Here is a 26,958-nt window from a genome sequence, read left to right as displayed (position 1 = left end):
AGAAAAACGACGAGGGCTTGACGCAATTTTGTAGCGTCAGGCCCTCGTCAGAGTCTTCGCAGTTCAAACCGATGCGTCGACCATGTCGATTCCCAGCTCGACGAACAGCTCCTGAGCCGCCTTCATGAACTCTATGGCGGCCTCCCTGGCCTTCGCCTCGTCGGTCGCTCGCAGTGAGCGAATCGCTTCCTTAGCCTGAGACACGCGATCGTCGCCCACCTCACTGCTCGATCTGGCCGGAGACTGCGAGACAACCTTGGCCTTCTGGTCTACAGGTTCAGCGAAGCCCAGGAAGGCGGCAGCCTCCTGAAGGTTCTTCTCTGTGATCTTCTTCCGAGAGGCTTCCGACCATACTTGCCTCACGGCCTCCTCGCCGAACGTCTCGTAGACCGGGCACAACGGACGTAGGTGCTTCTCGACAAGCTCCATCGACGTCACGGCCTCGAGTGCCATCACGACCGGGACAGCCCGGATGACCTTGTTTGCATAGTTCTTTCCGAACCCGAAGCGAGCCTTCATCAGGGCATCGAAGTGCGGGAATCCCATAGTCTCCCAGAGCTTCTCCTCCTTAATGGCGACGAAGTTCTGGCCTTGAACGATGATCTTCTGTTGCTTTGCCCGCTGCTCGTTCGCGCGCCCGGCCATCTCGGCTTGCGCGATGCTCCTGGCGTAGTGGCTGAACCGCTCCTTTGGATCGTCACTCTCCGGCCTGCTGAACGGCTGGATCTCCACGTACCCATTTCGGTCGCGGTTGACCGGCAGGTGGACCAGGCCGTCGCCATCGTCTCCGGGCAGCAGCTCCTCTACACCCGGTCCTTGCTCCTCATACAGGTTCGGTGCAGCCATCGGGAGGGCGTCGCTTGATGCTTCAGGCGCATCACCTGGCTCGCTGTCAGCATCTGACCTCTCGGCTCCAGCGGCATTCGCCGAGTCTTGGCTCGAATCCTCTTGCACGGCCTCCACCTCGACGGCCTGCATCTCAGCGGCCTTCGCCTCAGCAGCCTTCCGGTTGGTGGCCTCCCATTCGGCACGGATCTCCTCACGCGTGCGGACAGGTGGGACTGAGCCCCCTTCAGGCTGGCCGGATGTGCTGCCCTTCGGCAAGCTCTTGGGACGGTACTTGCTCATGCCGCCAACTCCTTGGCCAGCTTCCGCATCGCCTCAGCCTGCGGACAGTCTGGAGCGAACTGGAACAGAGGAATCTCGTAGTCCGATGACTCGCGTCCCTCGATGCTGTCCTTCAGTTCGGCCAGAACGATGGGGGAGTGCAGCGTGTTCCACTCGTCATAGAACCCGCGGGTCACGGTTCCCTTGCGGGAATCGTACGCGTTGATGATGAAGCCGAGTTGGTCCACCTCGATGCGCATGTTCTTGCACGTGGTCTCGATCTGCCCCTTCAGCAGGTTGTAAGCCCGGAAGGACGACTTGTCGGACCAGACCGGGATCAGGATGCCAGAGTGGTCCGTCAACTCACCAGGACGCCTGTGCACATAGTCGATCGCCAGCTCCATCCCGAGCCCCAGGTTGGGAGGGCCATCCAGGACGATCACGTCATAGTCATCCTCGACCGGCTCCAAGGCACGGCGCAGGCAGGTATCGCGGCCCGCAGACATCGTTGCGAGGGCAGCGTCCATCAGGAACGCATCCTCAAACGCCGGCAGTATGTGCAGCCGTCCGTCAAACATCGGACCCGGGTCGATCTCACGTCCCTCCATCGGGACTTCCTCAAGCGCGATGATGGAACGGCGCAGGTGCTGCGTGGCCTTACCGAGCATGTGCGTCAGAAGGCTGTCGCCGCCGGTGGGGAGTTCAGCCACCTGCAACCGCGCGGAGAGGTGCCCCTGGGGGTCGTAGTCAACGAGGAGTACCTTGAGGCCGAGTTCCGCGAGAGCCTGGGCAAGTGCAGCGGCGATGAAGGTCTTCCCAACGCCCCCCTTCTGATTGCCGACGAGGATTCGCTTGACAGGCTGGCGAACGACTCTTTCGACGGGGGAAGGGTGTCGGAGCAGCCAGAGGGTGATGGCCTGGGCGATGCCCTGAACCTTCGTCACCTTGCGAGCCTCGCACTCGTCCTCGAAACGAGCGACCCCGCCAGCGGGAACGTACGAAGCCCAGGACTTGGCGCCCTTCACCTCTACCTTCCCCGCGGATGGGGTGTCGTACCAGGAGTGGAGTGCATGAACGATCACGTCTGAGACGTTCAGACCGTGCTCAGCGGCCCTGATCTTCAGGTCGCGACGCATCTCTGGCATGACATTCGCGATGAGCTTTTCAGTGCCTGAATCACTGTTCGGGGTGGTCATGGTGGGCAACTTATCAGTCACCGACATGTCAGTGCGCTAGGGTACGGCGTGTTGCCCGAGATGATCATGTTTCAGGTGTGGTGACTGCTCCAGATGGGCGACACTGCCCGGACAATTCGGGCAAACTGGGCCTCATGTAGGGCTTGTTGGCAGCTTCTACCGGCCCGTCAGCCGGCATGGGAACCGGCAAACTAGCGGGGTCGTTGTCCGACCGATCTGCTCTATCGAGCAACACTCCCTCATCCACCAGGCGTTGGGTGCACCGAGCAACAGGGGAGGAGTCGGCGAATGATCTCACTGCAACCTCAACTAGACGCGGCGTGGCTTGCTCGGGTGGGCGGGGCAGTCGCCTCCGACACGGGACAGAAGTCAGCGCCGAACCGTGAGTCCCTACGAACGCTAACGGGCAAAGTTCCGGCCTGAACTTTGAGCAACAGAAATTTAGTTGGTCTCACCAAAATCCATTGTACTTTTGCGGAGAATCTTCGCTTCAGAATGGAAAAACAACCTCGCCTTTCACTCTCCACTTCCTCTCTCCAGTGAATCAAAAGCGGAGTGAAGTAATAGCCATTCTTGGGGTGCACTGCGTCCCGCCACGCCAATCCAGAAAGGTCAGCGTCGCAGGTCAGAGAGGGTGTAGGGTGACGAGCGCCTAATCGAATAGCGAGGATCTTGAACTCTGGAATTCACGGAATGATCCACTCACGGTGGCCTCGCTATTCAACTCGGATAAGCGAGTCGCTTGCCAGATCGGAGAGCGACAGAAAGCCCAGCTCAACCCGTCTGCAGAGGAGGATCGACCGTGCCTTCCTCCTCTGTGCTGCGTGCGGTGACCACTCAAGGATCAGCCGAGGTGATAACTGAAGAGCCTCTACGGCCAGCGCCCGCTATCGCTGCATGCGGACCAGCGGTGCCCGCCGGACCTTGTCCACAGATCATGCCCTGCAGGGTGGCTCAGAACGCGAAGAGCCCGGGACTGGTGATCCCGGGCCGTTCGCACTGCGTGGAGGGGGTGTTGGTCAGCCAGATAGCCAGCTGAGTGCCGTGTCGCCGGGTCCGTCTCTCGTGCTTTCCCTAGCCAGTCGGACCGCGGTGAGGGTGTCCCCTTCCCTCCTCGATTATGGAGCAGATCATCGCTGTCCGTACGAGGGCTGGCTCAGTCATGCCGAAAACGGCTGGCCGAGTGGCTCGTTCCAAGGTTTCCGGTACGTCTCTGAGGCGCCTTGCCCATCAGGGGCGGGTGATTGACCAGGCCGGTCCGGTCCCGGATAAGGGACCTGACGACCCGTTGGTTCTGAGCGACACGATGCGCGCGCGATTCCGATCCGCGCTGGATGCGCTGCTCGGTGACCCTGGTGTCCGCGGCCGTCCCGATGCCGAGCGGCTGGCTGTGGTGGTGCTGCTCGCCAAGGCCCCTGTGGGTTCCTCGAAGTTGGCGCTCCGGGCGGGAGAGATGGCCCGGTGGCTGGGGTTCAACAGGTCGTACGTCCTGCGGAGTGTGCTGCCGGGTCTGCGTGGGGCGGGTGCGGTGAGCACCGAGGTGCTGCAGGACTCGCAGGGATATGTCGATGGGCTGGAGTGGGAGTTGCTGCCGTTGACGGCGGCGCTCGGTGGCCGGGGCGGTCCGCTGGTCCTGGACAAGGCGGAGGCGGCGACGCTGCTGCGTTTCTGCGAGCGGCTGTTCGCTCCTGGGTGGGCTCCGGTGGACAAGGCGCCGACGCCGCCCGGTCTGCTGGGCGGCCGGCGGGGGAGGGGGGCTGCGACGGCCCGGTTGGCGCTGCTGCAGTTGGCGTTGAAGGCTCGCCCGAATGGGCGGGTGCGGTTGGACGGCGGTGCCGTCAAGAGCGGGCACCGACGAGCTGCCGCGACGATCGGTCATCTTCTTGGCTGTGGGGTGGGGGACGCCGAGGTGGTGCTGGACGACCTGATCGCCGAGGGCCTGGTCGAGTTCAACGCGCCGTCTCCTGGATCGGGTTCCGGTGAACGGTTGGCGATTCCCGCTGTCGCCGATGCTCACGGACGTGGCGCGGAGGCCGAGTCGTCTGCCGTGCCCGCCGGTACCGGCGAGGCGCCTGACGCCGAGTCGGGTTGTGCCCGGTGCGGGATGTCCGGGACTGAGACGGAGGGAGGCTCTGAGTTCGTCCTCGAAGGCGACGGGTGGGTCCAGGAGGCTTTCGACGTCGTTGATGAGGGCGCTTCGGTCGACGAGGTTGGTGCACTCAGGGATCAGTCACTGCCCGCGCCCGACCCAGAGGGCGCCGAAACCCGGTCTGACCTGGGGGAATGTTCCCCGGTGGGTGAGGGTTTCGAAGTGTCTTCCGGTGTCGTGCACCACGCCTCCCACGCTCCGTTGGCTGATGTAGATGGGTCTCTCTCGCTCTCTGTTGGGTTTTCCGGCGAAGCCGCTCCTGGGACCTGTGGTCTGCCGGAGCGCGCGGGTGCCCGCGAGGACGGGATGGACCACAGCGGGGAAGCTTCGGCTGCGGGGGAGCGGGAGCTGGACGACCCGCTGCGCGGGGAAAAGCGCAAGGAAGCGGCTCCGGGGTCAGCTGAGGTGACGGGGCGTCATTTCTCGAAGAGCTCCGCGCCGCGGCTCGGGCAGGTGATGTTCGTCAAGCCGGCCTCGATGCCGGAGGATCTGGCGCTGGTGCTTGCACCGGTGCGGTCGGTGTGGGAGCGGATCACCCGGTCGGCTGCCCGGCGGCATGTCACGGCGGCGGTGCGGGTCCAACTCGGCGTGATGCGTGGCGTCCTGGGCCCACAGGAGGGCGAACGCGTGCTCGCTGACCGCCTGGGGCGGCGGCTCGGGGAGCAGATGGGGCGACCGGTGACTGATCCGGTGGGGTGGATCCTGGGCCGGGGTCTGGTCCAGCGGGCGTGGTGCTGGTCCGAGCTGTGCGACGAGGGCTGGCGGATGGACACCGGCGCCGCCTGCCCCAGCTGCCAGAGCTTGATCGGGGACCGGCGCGGACAGCGCGCGAGCGTGTGGGCCCAAGCGGCCCGCGACATGGCCGGTGCCACACCGCAGGTCCTGCAGGCCGAGGTCGAGCAGCGGTTGAACACCGCCGTGAGGCACGAAGCCGAGCTGCGGGTCGTGCGGCATGAGGAGGCCCTGGCCGAGCAGCAGGCCCGTGCCCGGGCCATCGAGCAGCGGCGGGCTGAGCAGGCCGCTGCCGAGGCGGAGCGCCGCCGGCAGCCTTGTGCGGACTGCGGGACTCCCGACGCGGGCGGCCGGTGCCTGCCGTGTACCCAACGCCGCACGGTGGAGCAGCTGCTGGCCGAGACGGTCGATCTCGCGGTGATGGCCCGCTCCGATCTCGCCGACCCGGCGGAGGTCGCCGAGGTCACCGCCCGCTGCACAGCCAGCATCCAGGAGTTGCTGGAACAGCACCTGGCACCGCTGCGCAGTGAATCCCCGGAGGAAGTGGTGCTGCTGTTCGCGGCGCGCTGGAGGCTGGACGAGCTCCGTAACCAGCGCCTTAAGGGCCTGCGCGACCGGCTGATGCGGTCGGGCCAGGCCACGGCCGAGGCGGACCAGGCCTACGCGGCCACGATGCGCTCGCAGCACCGCTATCCGACCCCGGCGACGGCCGTCGCCGCTGCTGAACACGCGGCCGAGGAGGCGCGGTTGCGCACCGCGGAGTTCCTGCTCGCCGACCGGACGCGGCAGCTGCGGGCCGCCCGCGGCCTCCAGACCGAGCGCCCGGTACCCACCGACTGGGCAAGCCGTTGTGCCGAACTCGCTGCCCAGCCCCTGACCGAGGAACGCACCGCTGACGTACCCCGGGCGGCGGTGAGTGCAGCGTGAACCCGACCGCCACGCTGCAACCCCAGGATTTTCGTACGGTTCGCCTCACCCGGACCACGGCTCGGGGCGCGACGTCGGCCGGTGGTGTCCCCACCGCGACCGGGGGAGATGCCATGAGCGCCCGGACTGTGCGGCGGGCGCGGCGGGCTACGGTGCCGGTGTGGGAGCGGCGTCCGCTCACCGACCGCTCCAAGCGCCTGCTCCTCGACGGTGACGTGCATGGCCGCTACGCCGGACGCAACGAATCCGAGGCCGGCTACCGGCTCACGGCCGCCCTGGCGCTGGCCTGCTCCCAACCTGGTCGGCGTTGGACGCCCGCCGACTTCCACGAGGCTCTCCTCTACTCCCCGACTGCGGGCGGATGGTGGGCGCGCAAGCTCCGCGAACGCAAGGGCGGCGAGTACGCCGAGACCAAGCTCACCGCGATACTGCACAAGGCCCGCCGGTTCGCCGACACCCACGGCACGATCACCGGCCGCCAGGACGCCACCGAACATGTTGTCGAGATCCGGCGCGTCATCGAGTCGCTCGCCTGGAGGTCCCGCGGCGGGGGAGCAGTCGACCTCAAGAACCTCTCTGCCCGTCTCACGTTGTGCGAGCGCTCCGGCGGTACGGACCACACGATCGCCGTGCGGCCACTCGCCGAGGCCATGGGCTGTGCCCGGTCGACGGCTGAGCAGAGCAACGGTCGGCTGGAGAAGGCCGGCTGGATCGTCAAGGAAGCCGTCGGCCGGGGACAGAACCATGGCACCCGATGGCGTCTGCAGGTTCCCCCGGCTGTCCGCGAATTCCTGGCGGGTGCAGATTCGGGACAGTCACTGACCCCCCACCCACCACTGCAGCTGGAAAGTGTCCCGGACCTGCACACGTTCACCGACACCGCCGCCCTCGCCGAAGTGATGGCGCACGATGCTTGCCACCACCGGGCACACGGAACGAGCGGCGCCCGCCTGCTGGCCTGCCTGGACCCCACCGAGGGACTCAGCCCGGCTGCCCTGCACCAGGCGACCACCCTGCACCGCACCACCATCAGCCGTCACCTCAAGAGCCTCGTGGCCAGCGGCCTGGCCCGTGAACGCGAAGGCCTGTACTACCTGGCCCCTGAACTCGCCGGCCCCGTACGCCTCCACCCCGACGACCAGGCCCTCGACCAGGCTGCCGAGCAGCACGGAACCACCGGCACGGGAGAGCGCCGGCGCGCCCGCCACGCCCGTGAACGCACCAACTACCAGCGCTGGCTCACCGAACGCACCCTGCGCCACCGGAGACCGCGACCAAGGCCCCGCCTCGTACCAGAGGGCATCGTCGACCCCACAACCGGCGAACTCCTCGACGAACGATGGCGCGGCTGGGACACCTCCGACCCCGCCCGCCCCGTCTGGCTCACCCCCGGCGCAATCCCGCTGCCCAACCAGCCCACGCCGGCGCAGGCGGCATGAGCCAACCCGCCGTCGGGGTGAAGAGGAAACGTGAATCATCCCCAACTAGCTTCAACAGAGCCCTAGTTGCCCCGAGACTGGTCCCATGACCAGCGACCTCAAGGGCTCCCAGTCCCCGCATGCCCTCATCCAGAGCGTGATCATCAGCTATGGAGACGGACACTGCGACGCCCCGCGAGGCGACGCACTGCGCGTGGACACCCGCCCGCTCCGCAACCCACCCGAGGACCCGGCCATCCGCGCCCGGATGCTCCACTCCACCGGTCTGGACCCCGAAGTACGTGCCTACATCCGCAACTCACCCGGCGCCGAGCGCCTGATCGAGCGCACTACCCGCCGCGCCCTCGCGCTCCTCGCTCAGGCGGGCGACGGCCGGCGCGTCGACCTGCACGTGGTGTGCGGAGGCGGCCGTCACCGGTCGGTCGCAGTCGCTGAGGATCTCGCCGATCTCCTACGAGCCGCCGGCTACGGCGTGGAGACCGAACACCTCCACATCGACCGGCCGATCCTGCCATGACATGGCAACCACTGCTCACCGAGAACGAACTGACCGCGCTTCGACTCCTCGCGCGCGGCCTGCACCACACGGAAATCGCCAAGGTCCTCAAGGTGCGCCCCGAGACCGCAGGCCGGCTGCTGCACGGCGCCCAGAACGGACTACGCGCCCGCACCCTCCCTCACACAGTCGCGCGCGGCTACGAGACCGGCATCATTCAGCCCGGGCCGCTGGCGTACCCGAACGGGCACGGCACACCCCCGACGCCTGACGACCGTCAAGCGGATCCCTGAGCCCGCCAAACCCCTGCTCTACAGCTACGCCGCGCCGTGCGGAGACCTGGCCTGTGTCACCCCGGGCTGGCCCAGGAAGCCGCCACCGACCCATCGCCCGTCCCGTCGTGGAACCGGAGAACTGTACGGTGCCCGGCGCCGCGGAGGTCTTAGCCCACGCCGCCGGACTAGGCCACCATCCGGGCAAGCCCCTGCACTACGTGCAAGGACGCCGGACTCAGCCCCTCAGCCTCCGCCTCCCCGAACACCCGCAGGGCGAAGGACCGGGCCGTACGGCGGGGAAGCACACGGGTATTGAAGGCGGTGGACGCCATCACCAAGGTGGTGCCGAAGCTACGCGCGGCGACGCGCAGCTTCAGAGGATCACCGGCGTGGGCCGCACTCACCAGGTCGACGGCGCACTCGGCGAGTTCACGCTGCTCCTTGCGCACGGTGCGTACCGCGGCGACGCAGAAGTACAAGATCACCGGCACGAGGGGGAGGAGGCTGGACGTGGCGAAGTCGGCGGTCAGCGCCTCGTCCCAACTGATGTCCAGCCACCACAGGAGTACCGGTGCTCCGGCGGCGGTGAACAGCGGCCAGGCGATGGCCGACCCCCACGCCGCGGCGGTGAACCGCCGGCGCACTGCCACCGATGTCAGGGCCGGCGCTTCTCTCTCGTCCATGAGGAGCATCATGCCTGCTCGCACCAACAGTCAGCCGATCGGGCGGATGCCCGGACCGCGCTGGGCGCGTGGCCGGCGCGCTCGACGATGACCGACCCGGACATGGTGTCCCCGGCACGCAGGGGATCCAGCTCCCGACGGTGGGTGCCGCGGCCACGCCCGTCTCTCCGCAGCCGGGCGGCCGTCTCCGCAGCGAGGCAGAAGCACCGGCTCCGTGGGTGATCACGGCGATCTCGAATGATCGTCGCCGCCACAGCCATATCCAGGGAAGGGATCCGCCTGGACAGCTTCGCCCCGGTGCTGGAACTGCTCTCGTATCCAAGGCTGGCGACACAGGTACTCGGTGAAATGCTCGGCCTCGACAGCACCAACAACTGTCAGAGCACCCTGAGCATCACAGAGCTGTCTCGCCTTACGCCCAGGAGCCCTTGGAACTGTTCAGGAAACACAAAAGGGGGCCCGGCACAGCCGGGCCCCCTTCTTCCAGTAGCGGGGACAGGATTTGAACCTGCGACCTCTGGGTTATGAGCCCAGCGAGCTACCGAGCTGCTCCACCCCGCGTCGGTAACGCCACTCTACACACTGGCACGGTGCCACTCCGGCCCGGCCTCTCTGCAACGTGACGAGCGACTTCGCCAGGCTGCTCGTGGACCACCGATACGAACCCATGCACCGGCACACCGGCACTCAGCACGACGGCGTGGCGACGGCCGACGCTCGTCTCGGGTACCTGGACAGCCGGTCGCGGTTCCACACCGGCTGGGGCGGCCGGCGGCCGCGGCAAGGTTCCTCAAGCCCGTTTGGAGCCTTTGCTGTTCCCTCTTTCCCGGGACCGCCTGATTGCTAGAGTGGGATCGTGCTCTCCGCGCAAGCGGAGGTGGACCCGTGATCGCTCCGTCGCGCAGGTCGAACGCACCCGTTTCCCCGCCGACGCGGGGGTGGTCCGGACGTGCAAAGCTCTCCCCCTTTCGGGAAGTGCTCCCCGCCGCTGCGGGGGTGAAGCGGTGCCTGCTCCCTGCCGGGCAGGGACGCATGTGCCGCCTCAAAGACAGTGACGATCTCGCGTGTTCCATGTGCCTGCGGGCGATCCGAAAGGCGGCCCGAGGTGTCCCGAACCACCACCCAGCCCCATCCCCTGGCCCCGTACGCCGACCAGATCGACCCCGCCGAGGTCTACACGGTGCGCAGGGTCGCTGCCCTGCTCGGCATGGCGCTCACGAGCGTCAGCGGCCTGGTGAACCACGGATTCCTGCCGGGCAGCAGGCTGCGCCCCCACGCACGTGGGGGCCGTCAGCACGTCTGGACCGGCAAGCAATTGCTCCGGATCGCCCAGCGGCCTGTACGCGTCAACTACGACCACGAGAAATTCGCCGCGGTGACCCTGTACCGGGTCGGCTGCCGCTGCCCCGCCTGCGTGCAGGCACACAGCGCCGAGAGCCTGGAGCGCCGACGGGCCCTGGCCGAGAAGGCGTTCACCGCCGAGCAGCGCAACCGCGTCCTGGAGCTGGTGGCAGCCCAGACGCCGGTCCCGGTGGCAGCGCAGGAGGTTGGGGTGACGCTCCACCAGGTCTACGGCCGGGCGAACTGGGACCTGGACTTCGCCGAGGCCTTCGACGAGGCCGGGTGGTCGCTGTGCGTCCTCGGGCAGGAACACCCAAAGTGCAGCACGCCGAGCGGGTACCGGGGCAACGAAGGCGGAACGGCTGGGCGTCCGCCATGCCGGGGGACCGGCTGCCGGGAATGGCGACGAGGGACATCTCAGCAGGAGCGAGCAGCCGCATAGCGACAACAGCGCTCCGGCCGCACCCAAGACGAGGTCCGGCCCCACGCAGCGATACCGCGGGTCGGCGCCACTGCCGGGCGGCACAGCGTGGTTCAGCCTCGCCCGACCAGCAGGGACTACGCCCGTTACGGGGCCACGCCACCGGCCGTACGCGGGGTGGGGAGCAGCTCGCCGGCGATGATGCGGGCCGGCTTGTCGAGGGCCCGCGCCTGGCCCGTGACCACGCCGCGGCGGCGCAGATAGTCGAGGAGCTCCAGGGCGAGCGCGGGCGCCACGTGGGTGAGGCGGAGCTCCACCTCGCTCGCGTCGCGGCTCAGGATCACCCTCCCGCCGACGGGCAACGCGGCCTGGCCGTCCGGCACATAGGCGCTTCCGGGCCAGTACGAGGTGTCACGGGAGGGAGCGTTGCTGGGGCGCAGCCCACCGATGCCGTGAAGGCCCGGCACGAGCTGCTCGATGCGCTCGTTCAATGCGCTGCGCGCCTGGCGCTCCGCTTCACGCTGGCGGGCGTCTGCCAGCGCGTCGCGGATGGTGTCGCGGTAGGCGGGCATCAGCCGCCGCAGGACGTCGGCGGCGATGGCGTCCGGCGCGCGGTCCATCGACACGGTGATCGGCTCGGCGCGCCACCCGCAGTAGCCGTGCGGGTACCCGGCCTCGACGCGCAGGCGCCGGCCGGCCGAGCCCTTGCGGCTACGACTGTGGTGCTGGAGGGCGAAGCTCATCCCGTCGCGGTGGCCCACCGTCACGTTGCCCCAGTAGGCGGGATGGATGGTGTGGGTCCAGCCGCCCTCGACATCACGGGCGTTGAGGGCCGTCGCCACGCCGCGCCCGAGAGCGTCGAAGTGCGTGAGCATCTGGGCGAGTTCGGGCCTGCTGCGGCTGTCCTGCAGGAAGTGGTCGCCAGGGGAGACGACCGCAGTCAGGGCCAGGGCGAGGGCGGGTGTGGGTGCCTGGGTTCCCAAGTTGAGGACTCCTTGATGAGGCGGACAGGGGGCGATGCGGTCGCGGAGTGCAGTTCGGGTGTGGCTACCGGGGCGGGGTGTGCTCGTGATCTGGTCTGCGGGCCAGTTGCCCCGCAGGCAGTGCGGGGCAACTGGTGTTGGGTGGTTACGGGGCGAGGAAGGCGACGGCGAGTTCCGCGGGGACGGGGTAGACGGTGTCGGCGGGCAGGTATCCGTGCTTGCGCAGTTCCTCCACCGACTTGCGGACCACCTCGTGTCCCTCGGGCCCGTTGCCGATGGTCGAAGTGATGGTGAGGCCGGACGGGGCGTGGTAGACGGCAGGCCCGGCGGCGTCTTCGGTTGCGGTGGGCACGTTCTCGGTGTTGTCGGCGGCTTCAGGGGTCTTCCGCCTGGCGTTGGGGTCGGGTGTGTGACCGGACGCGCCGCGGGCGGTTGCCTGCCGGGCCTCTTCCTTGTCCTTGTCGATCGTCTCGGGAGTGGTCACGAGGTCTACCTGCGACCGGCAGACGCTGACCTTGTCGAAGATGTCTCCGTTGTCGTCGGTGAGGTAGATGCGGACGCTGTCGTAGGCGGAGCCGTAGCCGATGGCGAAGCCCTTGTAGCCAGCGAGGTGGCCGCGGGCGATGACGACCTTGCTGCGGTTGATGGCGGCGGCCTCGGCCTGGGTGATGTCCATCGTGGGCTCCTCTCGGCGGTGCGGGCTCCCCGCTCCCTCAGGACCCCAGGATGCCTAGACGGTCTTGGCATTGTCAAGTCAGTCTAGGCCTAGACTGGGTGGTAGCCTCTGGGTATGCCCATGAGCGATGACGAGATCCGGAAAGTCCTCACCGACTACGACACCGAGCTCGCCAAGGCGACCGCCGAGCTGCGCACGCGCCGAGCGCAACGGCTCCAAGCAGCCCTGGACTCGGGCCGCAGCCAGGCCGACATCATCCGAGCCACCGGCAAAAGCCGCGAGGCCGTCCGCCAGTTCCTGGATCCAGCGGCAGCGGACGCGGCAGCCGCCGCCAAGAGGAACGCGCGAGCAGCCGACCGCACCACCTGAGTAACCCGGCGGGCTGCCGACGAAGCAGGACTCTCATCCAGACGCCGCCCAGAGGCTTCGGGGCAGTCTCGTCGGCGTACTGAGACAGCGGCAATGACAGGGAGACGGGACACCAATAACCAGGGAGCACCAGGGAGGTTCATCCCGGAGTTCTGCCGGTCTGGGAACCGTGACCGTGACGGACGGGGCGGCGGACATGTTGTTCGCGAACAGCATGTCCCCGACCCTGGCTGGCCGTGGGCAACGTGGCAGCCGACCATCTTCGTCGGCCAGTGCGGTGGAGCCGCCCCCAAAAGGTTCGGGAACAGGTAGTAACACGCCCTGGGCATCAGTCAACTCCTCCGGCCGGTCCGCGGCACGGTGTGGCGAGTCACAGCCGTGGACATGTCGGTGGCCTCCCTTACTGTGAGCAAGTCCTGCCGTCAGTGACCGCCGTATGGCCCTGATGCCAGCGGCTCGTGTGAGGGGGAGCGGGAGTTGAGTTTCACGGCAGCAGCCGGTACGCAGGTGATCCGGGAGGGCCAGGACATAGCGGCGCTGGACCCGGACCAGTGGCACGAGGCGCTCAAGGACCTCGCCGGATCGGACGCCGGCCACGCCTTGATGGCTCACGACGTGGTGCGGCGCAGCCGTGCCGGCCTGCTGAGCGTGCGCGACATGCGGCTGGTCCTGCTGGCCACGACAGACGCTCCGGGCTGGGCACCCGCACGGCAGGCCGTCATGGATGGACTGGCCGGCAACTTCGAAACCGCCCGGCAGGTCCTGGCCACCCACACCCAGGTCGAGGTGTGGCCGCCACCCCGCTTCGACGAGCTCGCCTCTGAGGGAGCAGCCCCTGGGGTCACGATCGCCGCCGTGGTCGGTCCCGCCGGATCCCAGGTCACCGGTCCCGCGCAGAGCGCCCCCACCCGCCGCGAGGCCAAAGACCGTGCGGCGCTCGCCCTGTTGGCCCGCCTGGCCGGTGCCGCGCTGCCCGGAGAGCGGCAGGCCGCCGGCGGGGCCGCGGAGCGCCTGATCCTGCCGGGCATGCCGTCGGAAGTCTTCGCCCAGTACCTGCGCCGAGACATCGAAGCCGGGCAAGGACCGGGACCCGAGGTCGAGGAGGAGGCGCTGCACCGCGCCCACGCCGGACGGCTGCGCCACCGCGACATCTACCTCCTGCTCCTGGCCGCCCGCGGACAGGCATGGACAGCCGTACGGACGGCGGCACTCCAACGAGCCGCGCTGATGCCCCCGGCCCCGGCCCGGATGCTGCACTGGCACGCCGAACACCACGGCGAGGACCACGGCCTGACCTACCAGGAAGAACCGGCCGACACGCAGGGCCGCCACCACGTCCGGGCCCAACTCCGGACAGGGACGGGGACATCGACCGGCCCGACACGGTCCTCGGACACTCGCAAAGCGGCCCGGCACTTGGCCGCCTGCGCGCTGCTCGCCCAGCTGGCCGGCCTGCCCGAACCCACCGGCATGATCGAGGACAAGCCGTCGAAGCCTCCCAAGATCACGATCCCCGGGCAGGGCCAGGACCCGGTCAAGTTCCTCAACAAACACCACCAGCTCGAGACCATCACCAAACCCGAGTCCATCCTGCGCACGAGGGACTCACGCACAGAGTGCACCTACACCTGCCGGCACCGGGACACCGACACCCAGGTCACGGCGACCGCCGCTGGCCCGGACAAGAGCACGGCACGCCGGGCGGCGGCACTGAAGCTGCTCCGCAAGCTCAGCTCCATCGGCCACACCACCCCCACACCCGCCGACGCTCCCGGCCGCCCCGGCGCCGACCTGCCTCCAAGGAAGTTGGAACAGGCTGCCGCCGCACCGCCGCCCGCCCCGGCCGCCGTGCGGGATCCGGAGCGTCCCGTGCTGGAGGTGGGGGACAGGCCGGCGCCCGCCCTGCTGCTGGACGCCATCACCTGCGGCTGCGCGGTCGTGTTCGTACCCGCCGGGGCCGGCCAGCCTGCCGCCTGGTGGGTGCAGGACAGCGGACGGCGGAGCCTGCCGATGACAGGCCTGCCCGACCCGCTCACCGCCGGACACCGCCCGGACGGCACCGCCGGCTGGCGGGTACCGCTCCTGGACGGCCTGCCTCTCCTGCACCAAACGCACAGCGGCGCGAGCTCGACGGTGGTGTTCTGGCAGCGGGCCCTGCACATCGCCCTGCAGCTCATCGCCGCCCGACTCGTCTACCCCGCCCTCACCGACAGCGGCGAGGCGGTGTGGCGCGTCGGCCCGATCCCGCCGACCGCCGAGGACGCACTGACCTCCCTCGCCGCCGCCGCGCCCCCCGACGCGGTGCCCCACCCGGTGCCGGCCCGCCAGATACTCACCGCCTGCTGCGACGCGATCGCCGACGCACTCCTGCGCACCCCGGCCGCCGCCCTCTTCGACGCCACCCCCTGGACGGCGAGCCGCGCGCAGCCACTGGAGGCCGCTGACGAACGCGCGGTGCGCGGATGGCTGGACCGGGTGGAGGACCAGGTCGACGGCGGCCCGGCCCCGCTGCTGCTCCTGCACATCGCGCACCCGAGCGACGACCAGGCCGCCGCGGGCCGCCTCACCGCCGACCTCTGCCTGGCCCCCGCCGACACGGACACCGATTCCGAGGGCCCGGTGGCCGCCAGCCAGGTCTGGTCGGGAGCGGCACGCCTGGCCGGTGAGGGAGCGGCCGCGGTACGGCCGCAGGTGCGGCGCGCCCTGCGCCGGGCCGCGCGCCGGTGCCCGGCCCTGGCCGTACTCGCCGGCCAGGACAACCCGCGGCGCTGCACGCTGCCCGCCGAGGCGATCGAGATGCTGCTGGAGCAGGAGAGGGAACTCGCCGACGCGGGCGTGCGGGTGGTGTGGCCAGAGCGGCTGCGCACCGCCCTGCAGACCGCCGCGATCATCGGCACCGACCCCGACCCCCGCGACCGCACCGGCGGCCAGCCGGCCGCCCCGGGGGAGCCGCCGCGGTTCAGCGTGACCGCGCTGCTCGACTTCAGGTGGCAAGTAGCCCTGAACGGGACGGTGTTGAGCGAGGAAGAAATGGACGCCCTGGCCGAGGCGGCCCGGCCCCTGGTACGGGTACGCGGGCAGTGGGTCCTGGCCGACCCCGTCCTGCGCCGTCGCGCCCGCCACCGCCTGCTGGGACAGTTGCCCGGGACGCAAGCGCTGACCGCGGCCCTGACCGGCACCGTCACCGTCGACGACGCCGTCGTCCCCTGCCGGCCCGCCGGGAAGCTCGCCGACATGATCGGCGTGCTGCACAGCGGCGAACACCACCACACCCCGCTGCCTGCCCCGCCCGGGCTGCGCGCGACACTGCGCGGCTACCAGCAGCGGGCCCTGACCTGGCTCGCGCACACCACCCGCCTCGGATTCGGCGCCGTCCTCGCCGACGAAATGGGCCTGGGAAAAACCCTCACCGCGCTCGCTTTCACCCTCCACCACCAGCAGCACACCCTCGGCCCCACCCTGGTGATCTGCCCGGCCTCCCTGGTCACCAACTGGTGCCGCGAAGCAGCCCGGTTCACCCCGAACCTGCCCGTCCTCGCCTACCACGGGCCCGAACGCACCCTGGACGCGGTCACCGACACCACGGTGGTGGTCACCACCTACGGCGTCCTGCGCCGGGACAAAGCCCGCCTCGCCACCCGAACCTGGGCACTGGTCGTAGCGGATGAAGCCCAGCACGGAAAGAACCCCTCCTCCGCCACCGCCCGGCAGCTGCGCACCCTGCCCTCCACCACGCGCCTGGCCCTGACCGGCACCCCCGTCGAGAACAACCTCTCCGAGCTGTGGGCCCTGCTCGACTGGGCCAACCCGTCCCTGTTCGGGAAACTGCAAGCCTTCCGGACCCGGTGGGCGAACGCGGCGGAGAAGGACCCGGGCGGCCCCGAGGCCACCGAACTCGGCCGCGTCATCGGCCCGTTCCTCCTGCGGCGACGCAAGACCGACCCCGGGATCGCCCCGGAACTCCCCGCGAAAATCGACCAGCCCCGCCTGGTACAGCTCACGCCCGAGCAGGCCGGCCTCTACGAAGCCCTCGTACGCGAAACCCTCCAGCAGATCCAGGCAAGCAGCGGCACCACCCGCAACGGCCTCGTCTTCAAACTGCTGACCGCGCTGAAGCAGATCACCAACCACCCCGCCCACTACCTGCGCGAACCCCCGCCCCACCCGGCCGAATCAGCCGCGTTCACCGCGCGTTCGGCCAAGGCCGCGGCCCTGACGGAACTGGTGGAGACCATCCGGCTGCGCGGCGAGGCCGCCCTGGTGTTCACCAGCTACGTCGCCATGGGCCACCTGCTCACCACCCACCTCGGCAACCTGGGCTACGACCCGCTCTTCCTGCACGGCGCAACGCCCCTGCCCGAGCGGCAGCGCATGGTCGACGCCTTCCAAGCAGGCAGGCACCCCGTGATGATCCTGTCGCTCAAGGCCGCCGGAACAGGCCTGAACCTCACCCGCGCCGGCCACGTCATCCACTACGACCGCAGCTGGAACGCCGCCGTCGAGGATCAGGCGACCGACCGCGCCCACCGCATCGGCCAGCACCAGACCGTCACCGTCCACCGCCTGATCACCGAGCACACCGTCGAGGACCGCATCGACGAACTCCTTCACCACAAGCGCGCCCTGCAGTCCGCGGTCCTCACCGGCGGCGACCACGCCCTCACCCAGCTCACCGACCGTGAACTCGCCGACCTCGTGACCCTGGGAGCACGCCGATGAGCATCCAGCACACCACCGCCGGCTGGGCCCGCGCCCTGACCGCGGCCCTCACCGCAACCGCCGACGCCGCGCTCCTGGACGCCGCACGGCGCCTGCTCGCCACCGGCACCGCCTCGCTCAACGTCAACCAGGGCTTCGCCACCAGTAAGTTCCCCCTGCCCGACGGCCGCGTCGCCCGACCCCGTCTCCTGGTCGACGAACTCTCCCCCCAGCAGTGGGACCGCATCGAGGACTCGATCGCCGCCCACCCCGATGCCGCACGCATCGCCGGCACGGCAGCCATCAGCGACATCCTCGCCGACCCCGCCCACACCGCCGGTATCCCCCTGGTCCCTCCACCGCAGGACATCTCCCACACATGCACCTGCACCCCCGACCCGGTTACCTCCTCGCCGTGCGCGCACTCCGTCGCCACCGGACTCCTTCTCGCCGAACGGCTCCGCACCAGCCCAGCCCCGCTGTTCACCCTGCGCGGCCGCCCCCACCAGCACCTGAAGAACCGCCTGCGCACCACGCCCAGCACGGCAGTCCCCCGACAACCCCCGCCCCGGACGCCCGAACCGTCACCAGCCTCGCCGGCCGATCCGACGCGTCCGCCCCGCACCACCATTCCGCTGACTCCCACCGCCGCGATGCCCGAGCCGGCCGACCTCGACCTCACACAGGCGCACCCGGTACTGACCAGCGCCCTCGATCCGCCGCCGGCACAACTGCCGGACCTCCAGGCGCTCACCGCGCTGGCCGCAGACGCCGCCCACCGCGCCCAGAGCCTCCTGGCCGGGAACGACACGCCGCTTTGCCCTGACACCGCCAGCGACCTCGCCCGGTTCATCGCCCTCCCGCACGGCGCACCCTTCCGTCAGGCCGCCATGGACCACCTCGGCCTCGACATCGTCGCCATGGGCCACCTCACGCTCGCCCACACCTACGGCGGCCCGTCCGGCGCCGCTGCCTACCTCGAACCCTTCGCCGTCGACCACGACGTCCTCGCCCGCGCCCAAGCCGACATCCAGCCCCTGCGGCCGGCACCCATGGCCATCGTCGAGTGCGAGGACAACCGAATCACCGACACCGCCGCCGGCATCCAACTGCGCTACGGGCCCGACGGACGCTGGTACCCCTACCGGGCCCCGTACGGTGCCTGGCAACCCGTCGCCGGCCCCTCGGCCGACCCGGCCCAGGCATATCGCGCCGCACGAACCGCAGCTCGCCCGCGCCGACGCAGCGGCTAGAAGACGCGCCCGCTCGACACCGACTACGATTCCTGGACCCGGCCCTGGTAAGGCCGGAGCGTTGCCGCCGCCCACTGCCAAGGGCGCACGGCGCGCAGCCGCCACCTGGTGGTTCCAGAAGGCGGCGACCATCCTGTTCGTGGCAGCGGACACGATGGAGCCTCGGCCTCATAGCCGAGGGAGGTCGACCCCGCCCTGGCTGCTAACCGGGGCGGGCCGACCACTCACGCCGTAGCCGGAACTCCAGCGGCCAGCCCTGACGGGCACGCTCAACGACGACGGTGCTCGCGCCCTCCGGGCCCCGGCGCAAAGATCATCAGGTGGTGGGCACAGTACGTCGTATGGCCAGGGGGCGTCGCGTACAGCCGGTCAGCTCTTGCGGGCGCGGACTGACAGGGCCGTTCCGGCGAACATCATGATCACCAGAGCGGCGACCAGGGACCACTCGGCCACCGGACTCGCCTCCCAGTCAGTAGCGAGCACCGTCGCGGCGAGCGTCAGGGCCCCGGCATGGCCGGCCAGAGCAAGAGGGTGCTGTCGGTGCTGGTGGGTGTGGGGCATGAAACAAGCCTATGAACATGCCATGCGGATCGGAACCGTCCGCTGTTTCTGGGCACATGAACAACCATCAGCCGAAGGCAACCCCTGGGGGCGCAAAGGAGTTCGACCGGCAGCGCGGGCTTCACGGGGGGCACCGCGCCGCCGGGGTCACAGGGCGGTCCCCGTCCGGGGCCTGCCCGACCGCCACCTCGTCGTCACCGTCGATCTTCCCGAACCTGCCTGCCCACCTGTCCAGCCCGCGACGCACCCCCGCGCGTTGGGGCGTCCGCGGGAGACTTCGCCCGGCGCGGCGTGGGCGTCCACGAGCTGCGGGCCGACAGTCAGTGCGGGCGGAGCCAGGCCCAGCACGGCGAGCCCCGGGCGCGACGGCACCGCCTCGGCGGCACAACGGCTTCACGACGCGGCCTGCGGGCCGGGTTTGGCCCTGCTGGCCGCACGCCGCCGGGTACTGATCGAGTCCACGACGGCCGCCGACCCTTCACCGGCTGCTACACGGGCGCGGTAGGCCTGCCAGTCAGCGGCCGTCCAGCCGTCCAGCGCGGCCGGGAACCCCTCACCCGGCTCGGGACGGTTCCCGTTCAACGGTCCACCGCCGCAACGCCGTACAGGCCCGCACACGACTCGCACGAGCGCAGCACCGCCGAACCGCGCAGTATCGGCACCGGGAACCGGTCGCTCGCCCAGCCGGAACACCAGCAACACGAACGGCCTGCCCTCTGCGCCGGGCTCAACTGGTGCTCATGGATCGCCGGAGCGTCTACAAGACCCCGGTGGTTTGGGGGTGGAGTGCTGCGCTGCGTCATGGTCATCGCCGCCGCCTCGGTCGTCTGGGGAGTGGGGCTCCGTCCCTCACGGGGGCACGGGATGAAACCCTCAGGCGCATCAACTGGGGTCTGGAGCTGCCGAGTTGGGCGCTGACCTCTAGTCAACGATCACCGAGTGCTGTGGGACCATCACGCATGCGGCACCCGCATATGGATATGCGCTCAGCGGGTACGGGTAGGCGCTCGGGGCCGCGATGACTCGTAGCGTGGGGGTATGCCGTGGACTTCCAGACAGGGCTGATCCGGGATGCCTCCCGGGGCGGGGACTACGGACGCGTTATCGAGCTGTTCCGTATCGAACGGCGGATGACGCAGACCGCGTTGGGGCAGGCCCTCGGGTTTTCCCAGTCCGCTGTCTCCCGTCTGGAGAACCGCGGCACGAGCGCATACAGCACGGACATCCTGGCAGCGGCGTCCGCACATCTGGGCATCCCGCCGGCGCTGGTGGGGCTCGCGGACAGTCGCCCGCAGGTGCAGGCGAACGGTGACGACGACGTGGAACGACGAAAACTCCTGGGCGGGGTGGTGGCTGTGGCCGCGGCCCCGGTACTGGCCGCACTTCCCGACGCGGCTGCGGACGGCCCTACCGGGCAGGCCGCAGCTCTGCGCCTGTCCACCACCGCGTTCAGGCGCCTGGACGGCTCGACGCCTTCCCGCGATCTGGCCGAGTCGGCACACGCCCATATGCGGCTGATCCAGTCCATCACCCGCGACGCCCCGGAATCCGAACGCCCGCGTCTGGCCTCCGTCGGAAGCGAGGCTGCGAGCCTCGCCGGGTGGCTGGCATGGGACATGGGCGACCACGGGTCGGCCCGAGCCTGGTACGGCTCGGCGATCAAGGCCGCACGCGCGGCAGGCGACCCGCTCCTGACCGCCTATCAGGGCGGCAGTCTCGCCCAGTTCGAGGCGCACGCAGGAAACGGCGTGCAGGCGCTCAACCTCGCCCGCAGGGCACGGCGGGCGATGGGCGCGCGGTGTCCGGCCGTGGCCGATGCCTGGCTGTCGTCTGTCGAAGCCCTCGCGCACGCGGCAGCCGGTGACCGGCGGGGTGCCGACAAGGCACTGACCGCATCCCGAGCAGCGGCCGAGGAGCTGCCGCAGGAACCGCCCCCGTGGCCCTGGGTGTTCACCTTCAATCCGGTGAAAGTGGCGGCATGCCGAGTCACGTGCGGCGCCCGTCTGGGCCTGCCGGAATGGGTACTCGGCGATGACGTCGAAGCCCTCACCACCGGGCACGCCAAGCAACGCGCTCTGCTGGTCCTCGACATCGCCGCCGGACATCTCGCCAGCGGAAAGGTCGAGGCTGCGTTCGCGCTCGCCAGTCGGGCACTCGACACCGGGCTGAGGTACCGGTCCGGGCGGATCGTGGAGAGGGCGCGGGCAGTGCGCCGTACCCTCACGACCAGCGCGCCGCCCAAAGTGGTGCGCGACTTCGACGAGCGATTGCACGGCGTCTACCTGTAGGAGGACCACGGCATGCGTGTAGGGATCACCGGCCACCGCGGACTCAGCGCCGACGTGGAACGGGACGTGCGAGCACTCCTAGAACAGGCCGTGCGTACCTACGACCCCGCCGACCTGACGGCCGTCTCCTGCATCGCGGACGGTCCTGACACCTGGCTTGCCGAGGCGGTTCTCGCGCATGGCGGGCGCCTTGAAGTCGTCGTCCCGGCAGCCGAGTACCGCCAGGGCCTGCCCGGCTGGCACCACGCCACGTACGACCGGCTGAAGCGGCAGGCCACCGACGTCCACGAGACAGGACTGACGGCGTCGGACAGCGCCGCGCACATGGCAGGCAGCGAAGTCCTGGTGGGCGTCGTAGACGAGCTGCTCGCCGTATGGGACAGGAAACCGGCACGGGGGCACGGCGGGACGGCGGACGTAGTTGCCTACGCCGAGCGGACCGGCATCCCTGTACGCGTCCTGTGGCCGGAGGGCGCCACCCGCTGACCCCGTGCCATGACGAGCCCGGCCCCACCGTGAACTTTTACGCGAGATCCGTCTCCAGGTCGGCGACGGGAATCATCCCCGTCTGCTCGCAGGACGGGGGATAGCCGCCGGGAACCCGGCGGATCAGCCGGCACAGGCAGAGGCCGCCCCACACAGAGCACTGGCCGCACTCCCACGCGAGTACCGGCGCAACCGCGCCATGACAACCGTGGACCTCGCCCTTGCACAACTTCATCAAGGCGACGTGGAGCAGGCCTGCGCGACGACCGAGGACGTGTTCGGGCTGATGTCCGGCAGTCCCCTGCCCGGGGCCGCCTGCGGGTACTGCTGGGGGGACTTCTACCGCGATCTCCTCACGCTCGCGCCGTCCGCCCGGGCGGCGCGGGAGTGGGCCGACCATTACCGATCCGAATGGAGCCCTGCGTGACCACGGCAATCCAGCTACGCCACTTCGCCCACGACGATCTGCCCGGCATCCGACAGGCCCTCCTCGATGTCCACGCCGACGCCTACGCGGACCGCAAGCACGAGGAATTCGTCCAGCGCTTCCCCTGGTTCGTGGACCACTGGGGACAACGCAAGGGATTCGCCTGCGTGATCGCCTACGACGGAGACGAACCGGTCGGCTTCACCTATGGCGCACCAGGCGAACCGGGCCGCGAGTGGTGGCGAGAGTACCTGACCGAAGCACCCGTCGATCCGTCCACCTTCTCCCTGTCAGAGCTGATGGTCAGGCCGAGGTGGCGCAAGCAAGGCCTGGGCGAACGTCTCCATGCGGCCCTGCTCGACGACCGGCCCGAGGCCCTGGCCGTGCTCACCGTCGACACCAAACGCCCCCGCCTTCAGGCGATGTACGAAAGCTGGGCCTACCGCAAAGTCGGCGAGCGCCAGCCCTTCCCTGACTCCCCGCTGTACGCCGTGCTGCTCTTGGACCGCACTCCTTCCCGAGGGCGGGCCGCAGACGTACTCGGCAGTCGCCCATCGGAGCCCCCAGGTCTAGCGCACCAGACACCGATGCTCCTCGCCCGCACGAGCGGGCTTCCTGACCAGGGCGGGCGGATACTGCGGGTCCGGCAGGAAGCCCCGTCGCCGGTAGGCGCGGGCGAGTTGTTCGTTGCGGGCGGCGGCCACCAGGCCGATGCCCTGGGCGTCCGCATGGCTCAGCGCGAGGCGTACAAGGCGGCCGGCGGAGAGCGAGTCGCCCTCGGCAGCGGCGAATTGACCGACCTCCCACCAGATGCCGCCGGTGCGGCAGCGGGCGATGCGACACCGGGTCACCGCGAGGGAGGGCCCCATGCGCAGCCCACCCCGGATCAGGTTGGCCAGAATCAGCAGACCGAGCAGGAACATTCCGGCGTGATCTGCCAGCCCTCCGGGCACACCACAGGCCGCCGCAACGGGTGCCAGGACGGGGTCCAGGCCCAGGGCGAGCAAGGCCAGCAGGAGGGAGAAGGGGAGAAAGGCAGCACCGAACGCGAAGCGGCGGGGCCAGCTGAGACGCGGTCCCGACACGGTCAGAACCGCGCTGCCATGGGACAGCAGCCTGCCGCTGCTCTGCCACACGAACAGCAGCATCATCCACATCAGCGCGCCGACGGCCGCGCGCGGGCGGCTGACGGTTCGACGGCGACTGAAGCGGCTCTGCAGCACGCGGGCGTGGCGCGGGAGATCCCGCCAGCGAGCACGAAGGTCGGCGGGCACGCCAGACCGGGCAAGGTCCCGCTCGTGTCTCACCGGTCTTCGGGTGACCGGAGCGGTACCGCGGGCCCCGGGTAGTAGTGCGCGATTGATTCTCGCCAGACCTGGAGCTGCCACTCGCCGGCGGCGGCTCGCCGGGTGGCCCAGGCGCGGGCCGTGGGCGCGTCGGGGTGCGGGACCAAGGAGAACTCCTGCTCGTCGCGTTCGGCGGCGGTGTAGCAGGCCGGATCGGTGCACAGCACCCGGGCGGTGAGCTCGTTTCCCCCGGCGCGGTGTGGGGTGACGATGACGCCCAGGTCCTCGTGCTGGATGGCGAGGCAACTGCCGGAGCTGCGCAGGTACTCGATGACCGTGGCGCCGAGGTTGGCGAGGCCGCCGTTGCCCCACAGCGTGGCTTTGTCCCAGGTGAGGCTGTAGGAGTGCACGACCGCCTTGGTCCTGTCGGGCAGGGTCGTGGTGGTGCTGCGATACGGGATGCTCACGCTGCGCCTCGCTGGATGGTGTAGACGATCCCGAGGGACTCGCCTACATAGTCCGGTGCTGGATGATCGGGCGCCGGGTGTGGCGTGCGCATCGGGATCCTCCTGTCGCCCGGGGTGTCCGTGGGCAGCTGTGGGGGTCAGGGTAGTCGGCTCCTCCGCCCCCCTGACGATCTGGCGCATCCTCGTCGCCGGAGGCCGGGGGAGCCAAACCGCGCTGAGGTGCCGTGCCCGGTCAGGTGGCAGGGGGCTTGCCGCCGCGAGCAGCTCGGCCCCTTCAGCCAGTGCCATCTGCCAGCATGCTCGATGCCGGACAGATGAGTCGGGACGATCGAGCCACGTGGCGCAGGGCCCGGTGAGATACCCAACCGCCGTTCGGTCGCCGGCCGGGTGCCGCGGTCTAGTCGCAATCCTCCGTGTCCAGCGACCGAAGTGCTGAAGCCGCCGCAGCCGCGAGGGGATGCTCCGGGCCGGCATGGTCCACCACGTTGGTGAGAGCGGCGCGCGCGATGGTGTCCCGGCCGTGCAGATGCGCCGCGATGCCCAGGGCGTACTGGTCGCCGGCGTCCACCAGAAGCCTCTGCACCTGCTCCCAGGCGCGCTGGTCGAGCGGGCGGGCCTTGTGCCCGTGATCGCCGTCATCGGCACCGGCGGCATAGCCGAGCACCCGCCAGGCTCCCGGCGGGCGCGACGGGCCGCTCGCCGAAGGGAAGAGAAGACCCGTCGAGGCGTCCTCGGGCGCGGCGCTGGCCCATTCCAGCGCCCGCTGGAACCGCGCATCGGAGCCGTCGGCGCTCCGCGCGTGCCACAGACGGTGCAACTCGTCTTCGGACAACGGGCGGTGGATACCGCAGCGCCGTACATCCACGGCCGCCTGGACCAGCAGATGTCCGTCGGGGTTCGCACGGGCGGCCCGGCGATAGCGCTTGACCAGGTTCTCTCCACCGACGAGCGACTCGGCGAGCCCCTTGCCGACGGGGTAGCCGTTCTCCCGCAGATAGGACCGCTCGCGCGCTGTCATGGTGAACGGGACCGAGACACGCTGCGCGTACTCCAACAAGACCGTCCGCGCAGGCGCGGTGACGGCCGACCGGTCCTGCAGGATCCGCTCGTACCAGACCGAGTTCACGCTGGCCATCACCACCGCGCGGGGAAGCACCTGGTCGAGTACGCCCTGCCCGAGCAGGACGAGATCAGCCGGCGACAGGCCATCGAGCCACACCACGTACTGATGGCCCGTCCCGAACAGGCCCGAGACGTCCGGCCGGGTGCAGGCATCGGCGAGTTCGCAGGCGGTCAGCTGATACAGGCGCGCGTGCGGGAGACGGGTCTGCAGGGCCTCGTACACGGTCCGCGACACCCCGGACAGCGGAGGCCCGTCCAGCAGCACCATGGGATTGGCCGGACCGGCCGCCGAGCTCAGCAGCCGGAGAACCTCACCGACCGGATCGTGCGGAGTGCCGGGCTGGGGATCCTGGCTCACGCAGATCCCTCCGCCGGAACCGACACCGTGCCGCGCTGCGCGGCGAGTTCGGCGAGCAGCGCCGGATTGACGATGCGCACGATGGCCTCGACGTCCCGGGGGTCAGCCGCCGGCCACAGCGCGGCCCGCGCGGCGCGGTACTTTCCGGCGAGCCGTTCACGCTTGTCGGCGGGCAGTTGAGCCGCACGGTCCGCGCGGGAGTTGTGCGCATTGTCGGAAATCTTCACGAGTGTGGCCTGCGGGTCGGCGGTGATCCGCCGGATCTTCTCTTCGTACGTCATGCCCGCCTGGTTGGTCACCACCTCGACGATCTCGACGACCCGCGCCGGGATGCCGCTGCCCAACAGCTTTTCGGCGGTCCAGTCGGTGTCCTCCAGCACGTCGTGCAGCAGCCCCGCCATGACCAGTTCGTCACCGAACGGTTCGAGGCCGTCGGCCACCGCGCGAACGTGACCGAAGTAGGCGACACCGATCTTGTCGACCTGACCGGAGTGGGCGCTCTCGGCCAGGGCGGCGACCTCGCTGACGGACCTCATGCCATTTCCTCCTTCACCGGGCGGCGCCCGGCCTCGACAACAGCCGAAACACGGCCTGGTTGGTTGGGAAACACCCTGCCGCACGCCGGGCAGCGCCAGTCACGGTGTCCGGTAGTGGTGCCGGTCAGGCGGCGGCCGCGAGGGCGGCCAGGACGAGCGCGGTGACGTGGCCGGCCTGGTCCACGAAGGCCGCACCGCCGCCGGCCGCGTACTTCGGCGCCCGGCCGACGTGCTCCATCCACCACAGGACCGGCCACCGGCGGTCCAGAAACGCGTGCGAGGCACCGACCCACGCCAGGGAGACGGCCGTGACCGGAGCACTCAACGGCAGGTCCAGCACCACCGTCCCCAGGGACAGCAGCACCGCCGAGACCAGCACGTGCGTCGCGGCGTGGGACAGGTTGGCACACCATCCGGTGACGCCGCGCTCGGCCTTGTGCTCGGCCTGGTGATCGCTCTGCAGGGCATAGTCGGAGAGCAGATGTGCGACGTACAGCAGAACGAACACGGTGGCGAACATGAGCAAGTTCCTCCACGGCTGGGCGAGTTAAGCGCGTCGCAATGCGCAGACCCACTGTGCGAGCGCCGGGCCCGCCGCTCCGCTCCCGAAGACCAGACCAGGCGTGAGGCCCCTCACAGCGCAGCAGCGCGCGGATGACGCATACCGACGGCTGAGTTCGAA

At 69.7% G+C, this 26,958-nt stretch carries 23 protein-coding genes, 1 tRNA gene and 1 pseudogene; 12 read left to right on the top strand and 13 right to left on the bottom strand.

All coding sequences use genetic code 11. From position 1 onward, the window contains the following. Positions 1-63 precede the first annotated feature (63 nt). Both IE206_RS34480 and IE206_RS34475 read right to left on the bottom strand, forming a co-directional pair. Positions 64-1,128 (bottom strand): hypothetical protein, encoded by a 1,065-nt coding sequence (locus tag IE206_RS34480; RefSeq protein ID WP_189969281.1) that lies wholly within the window; start codon positions 1,126-1,128, stop codon positions 64-66. Continuing rightward, positions 1,125-2,303 (bottom strand): ParA family protein, encoded by a 1,179-nt coding sequence (locus IE206_RS34475; protein ID WP_229853284.1) that lies wholly within the window; start codon positions 2,301-2,303, stop codon positions 1,125-1,127. Before IE206_RS34475 ends, IE206_RS34480 begins: the two co-directional genes overlap by 4 nt. 1,240 nt (positions 2,304-3,543) lie before the next feature. On the opposite strand from IE206_RS34475, the gene IE206_RS34470 reads away from it, so the two are divergent. The 4 genes from IE206_RS34470 (at position 3,544) to IE206_RS34455 (ending at position 8,339) form a co-directional block, all read left to right on the top strand. Beyond that, positions 3,544-6,111 carry a hypothetical protein gene (locus tag IE206_RS34470; protein ID WP_189969279.1) on the top strand — a complete coding sequence of 856 codons (2,568 nt, stop codon included), beginning with the start codon at positions 3,544-3,546 and terminating at the stop codon, positions 6,109-6,111. A 113-nt stretch (positions 6,112-6,224) separates the two neighbouring features. After that, positions 6,225-7,550, top strand: coding sequence for an IclR family transcriptional regulator (locus tag IE206_RS34465; protein WP_189969277.1), 1,326 nt, complete (start codon positions 6,225-6,227; stop codon positions 7,548-7,550). A gap of 85 nt (positions 7,551-7,635) precedes the next feature. Beyond that, the gene (locus IE206_RS34460; protein ID WP_189969276.1) at positions 7,636-8,067 is read left to right on the top strand and encodes a RapZ C-terminal domain-containing protein; all 432 of its coding nucleotides are present in this window, start codon (positions 7,636-7,638) and stop codon (positions 8,065-8,067) included. Beyond that, positions 8,064-8,339, top strand: a complete 276-nt coding sequence (locus IE206_RS34455) for a helix-turn-helix domain-containing protein (RefSeq protein ID WP_189969274.1) — start codon at positions 8,064-8,066, stop codon at positions 8,337-8,339. The genes IE206_RS34460 and IE206_RS34455 overlap by 4 nt, the downstream gene beginning before the upstream one ends. 167 nt (positions 8,340-8,506) lie before the next feature. On the opposite strand, the gene IE206_RS34450 is transcribed toward IE206_RS34455, so the two are convergent. Together IE206_RS34450 and IE206_RS34445 are read right to left on the bottom strand one after the other, a co-directional pair. Continuing rightward, positions 8,507-9,004 (bottom strand): hypothetical protein, encoded by a 498-nt coding sequence (locus IE206_RS34450; protein ID WP_189969271.1) that lies wholly within the window; start codon positions 9,002-9,004, stop codon positions 8,507-8,509. Positions 9,005-9,491: 487 nt separating this feature from the next. Then, a tRNA-Met gene (locus IE206_RS34445) sits at positions 9,492-9,565 on the bottom strand. Positions 9,566-10,109: 544 nt separating this feature from the next. Here IE206_RS34445 and IE206_RS34440 point away from each other — a divergent pair. Next, positions 10,110-10,787 carry a hypothetical protein gene (locus IE206_RS34440; protein WP_189969270.1) on the top strand — a complete coding sequence of 226 codons (678 nt, stop codon included), beginning with the start codon at positions 10,110-10,112 and terminating at the stop codon, positions 10,785-10,787. A gap of 125 nt (positions 10,788-10,912) precedes the next feature. Here the strand turns inward: IE206_RS34440 and IE206_RS34435 are convergent, their stop codons facing one another. Together IE206_RS34435 and IE206_RS34430 are read right to left on the bottom strand one after the other, a co-directional pair. Beyond that, a complete protein-coding gene (locus IE206_RS34435; protein WP_189969268.1) occupies positions 10,913-11,749 on the bottom strand; it encodes a hypothetical protein in 837 nt (278 codons plus the stop codon). Positions 11,750-11,894: 145 nt separating this feature from the next. After that, the gene (locus IE206_RS34430) at positions 11,895-12,425 is read right to left on the bottom strand and encodes a hypothetical protein (protein ID WP_189969266.1); all 531 of its coding nucleotides are present in this window, start codon (positions 12,423-12,425) and stop codon (positions 11,895-11,897) included. A 114-nt stretch (positions 12,426-12,539) separates the two neighbouring features. On the opposite strand from IE206_RS34430, the gene IE206_RS34425 reads away from it, so the two are divergent. The 3 genes from IE206_RS34425 to IE206_RS34415 all read left to right on the top strand — a co-directional run bounded on the left by IE206_RS34425 (position 12,540) and on the right by IE206_RS34415 (position 18,745). Beyond that, entirely contained in the window at positions 12,540-12,794 is a 255-nt protein-coding gene (locus IE206_RS34425; protein ID WP_189969263.1) for a hypothetical protein, read from the top strand. Positions 12,795-13,271: 477 nt separating this feature from the next. After that, positions 13,272-17,513, top strand: a complete 4,242-nt coding sequence (locus IE206_RS34420; protein WP_229853283.1) for a DEAD/DEAH box helicase — start codon at positions 13,272-13,274, stop codon at positions 17,511-17,513. Beyond that, positions 17,510-18,745 (top strand): hypothetical protein, encoded by a 1,236-nt coding sequence (locus IE206_RS34415; protein ID WP_189969261.1) that lies wholly within the window; start codon positions 17,510-17,512, stop codon positions 18,743-18,745. Before IE206_RS34420 ends, IE206_RS34415 begins: the two co-directional genes overlap by 4 nt. Positions 18,746-19,114: 369 nt before the next feature. Here IE206_RS34415 and IE206_RS34410 read toward each other — a convergent pair whose 3' ends face one another. After that, positions 19,115-19,306: a hypothetical protein gene (locus IE206_RS34410; RefSeq protein ID WP_189969259.1), complete on the bottom strand. Its 192-nt coding sequence runs from the start codon at positions 19,304-19,306 to the stop codon at positions 19,115-19,117. 393 nt (positions 19,307-19,699) lie between these two features. Next, entirely contained in the window at positions 19,700-19,888 is a 189-nt protein-coding gene (locus IE206_RS34405) for a hypothetical protein (RefSeq protein ID WP_189969257.1), read from the bottom strand. Between the two features lie 461 nt (positions 19,889-20,349). Between IE206_RS34405 and IE206_RS34400 the strand changes: the two genes are divergently transcribed. The 4 genes and pseudogenes from IE206_RS34400 to IE206_RS43670 form a co-directional block, all read left to right on the top strand. Then, entirely contained in the window at positions 20,350-21,594 is a 1,245-nt protein-coding gene (locus IE206_RS34400) for a helix-turn-helix domain-containing protein (RefSeq protein ID WP_189969255.1), read from the top strand. A 12-nt stretch (positions 21,595-21,606) separates the two neighbouring features. Beyond that, positions 21,607-22,080, top strand: coding sequence for a hypothetical protein (locus IE206_RS34395; protein ID WP_189969253.1), 474 nt, complete (start codon positions 21,607-21,609; stop codon positions 22,078-22,080). 199 nt (positions 22,081-22,279) lie between these two features. After that, positions 22,280-22,507, top strand: a complete 228-nt coding sequence (locus tag IE206_RS34390; RefSeq protein WP_189969251.1) for a hypothetical protein — start codon at positions 22,280-22,282, stop codon at positions 22,505-22,507. Then, positions 22,492-22,881, top strand: a pseudogene (locus IE206_RS43670) (GNAT family N-acetyltransferase); the annotation flags it as partial. The gene IE206_RS34390 and the pseudogene IE206_RS43670, both read left to right, overlap by 16 nt. 195 nt (positions 22,882-23,076) lie before the next feature. Here IE206_RS43670 and IE206_RS34380 read toward each other — a convergent pair. The 5 genes from IE206_RS34380 to IE206_RS34360 form a co-directional block, all read right to left on the bottom strand. Next, positions 23,077-23,730 carry a hypothetical protein gene (locus tag IE206_RS34380; RefSeq protein ID WP_189969333.1) on the bottom strand — a complete coding sequence of 218 codons (654 nt, stop codon included), beginning with the start codon at positions 23,728-23,730 and terminating at the stop codon, positions 23,077-23,079. Between the two features lie 80 nt (positions 23,731-23,810). Beyond that, complete coding sequence (locus IE206_RS34375) at positions 23,811-24,260, bottom strand: hypothetical protein (protein ID WP_189969249.1); 450 nt, start codon at positions 24,258-24,260, stop codon at positions 23,811-23,813. A gap of 397 nt (positions 24,261-24,657) precedes the next feature. Then, a complete protein-coding gene (locus IE206_RS34370; protein WP_189969247.1) occupies positions 24,658-25,740 on the bottom strand; it encodes a hypothetical protein in 1,083 nt (360 codons plus the stop codon). Then, entirely contained in the window at positions 25,737-26,276 is a 540-nt protein-coding gene (locus tag IE206_RS34365) for an HD domain-containing protein (protein WP_189969245.1), read from the bottom strand. The genes IE206_RS34370 and IE206_RS34365 overlap by 4 nt, the downstream gene beginning before the upstream one ends. Before the next feature lie 124 nt (positions 26,277-26,400). Further along, the gene (locus IE206_RS34360) at positions 26,401-26,796 is read right to left on the bottom strand and encodes a DUF3307 domain-containing protein (protein ID WP_189969243.1); all 396 of its coding nucleotides are present in this window, start codon (positions 26,794-26,796) and stop codon (positions 26,401-26,403) included. Between the last annotated feature and the right edge of the window lie 162 nt (positions 26,797-26,958).

The sequence above is a fragment of the Streptomyces violascens genome (assembly GCF_014649955.1).
Classification (GTDB): domain Bacteria; phylum Actinomycetota; class Actinomycetes; order Streptomycetales; family Streptomycetaceae; genus Streptomyces; species Streptomyces violascens.
Note: the sequence above shows the minus strand (reverse complement) of the source record. Positions and strands in the feature narration are given on the sequence as shown.

Bases quoted from the DNA above. Each gene is read 5' to 3' on its own strand.
- IE206_RS34480 (WP_189969281.1), bottom strand. From the start codon at position 1,128: ATGAGCAAGTACCGTCCCAAGAGCTTGCCGAAGGGCAGCACATCCGGC.
- IE206_RS34475 (WP_229853284.1), bottom strand. From the start codon at position 2,303: ATGACCACCCCGAACAGTGATTCAGGCACTGAAAAGCTCATCGCGAAT.
- IE206_RS34465 (WP_189969277.1), top strand. From the start codon at position 6,225: ATGAGCGCCCGGACTGTGCGGCGGGCGCGGCGGGCTACGGTGCCGGTG.
- IE206_RS34460 (WP_189969276.1), top strand. From the start codon at position 7,636: ATGACCAGCGACCTCAAGGGCTCCCAGTCCCCGCATGCCCTCATCCAG.
- IE206_RS34455 (WP_189969274.1), top strand. From the start codon at position 8,064: ATGACATGGCAACCACTGCTCACCGAGAACGAACTGACCGCGCTTCGA.
- IE206_RS34450 (WP_189969271.1), bottom strand. From the start codon at position 9,004: ATGGACGAGAGAGAAGCGCCGGCCCTGACATCGGTGGCAGTGCGCCGG.
- IE206_RS34430 (WP_189969266.1), bottom strand. From the start codon at position 12,425: ATGGACATCACCCAGGCCGAGGCCGCCGCCATCAACCGCAGCAAGGTC.
- IE206_RS34425 (WP_189969263.1), top strand. From the start codon at position 12,540: ATGCCCATGAGCGATGACGAGATCCGGAAAGTCCTCACCGACTACGAC.
- IE206_RS34415 (WP_189969261.1), top strand. From the start codon at position 17,510: ATGAGCATCCAGCACACCACCGCCGGCTGGGCCCGCGCCCTGACCGCG.
- IE206_RS34410 (WP_189969259.1), bottom strand. From the start codon at position 19,306: ATGCCCCACACCCACCAGCACCGACAGCACCCTCTTGCTCTGGCCGGC.
- IE206_RS34395 (WP_189969253.1), top strand. From the start codon at position 21,607: ATGCGTGTAGGGATCACCGGCCACCGCGGACTCAGCGCCGACGTGGAA.
- IE206_RS34390 (WP_189969251.1), top strand. From the start codon at position 22,280: ATGACAACCGTGGACCTCGCCCTTGCACAACTTCATCAAGGCGACGTG.
- IE206_RS34365 (WP_189969245.1), bottom strand. From the start codon at position 26,276: ATGAGGTCCGTCAGCGAGGTCGCCGCCCTGGCCGAGAGCGCCCACTCC.
- IE206_RS34360 (WP_189969243.1), bottom strand. From the start codon at position 26,796: ATGTTCGCCACCGTGTTCGTTCTGCTGTACGTCGCACATCTGCTCTCC.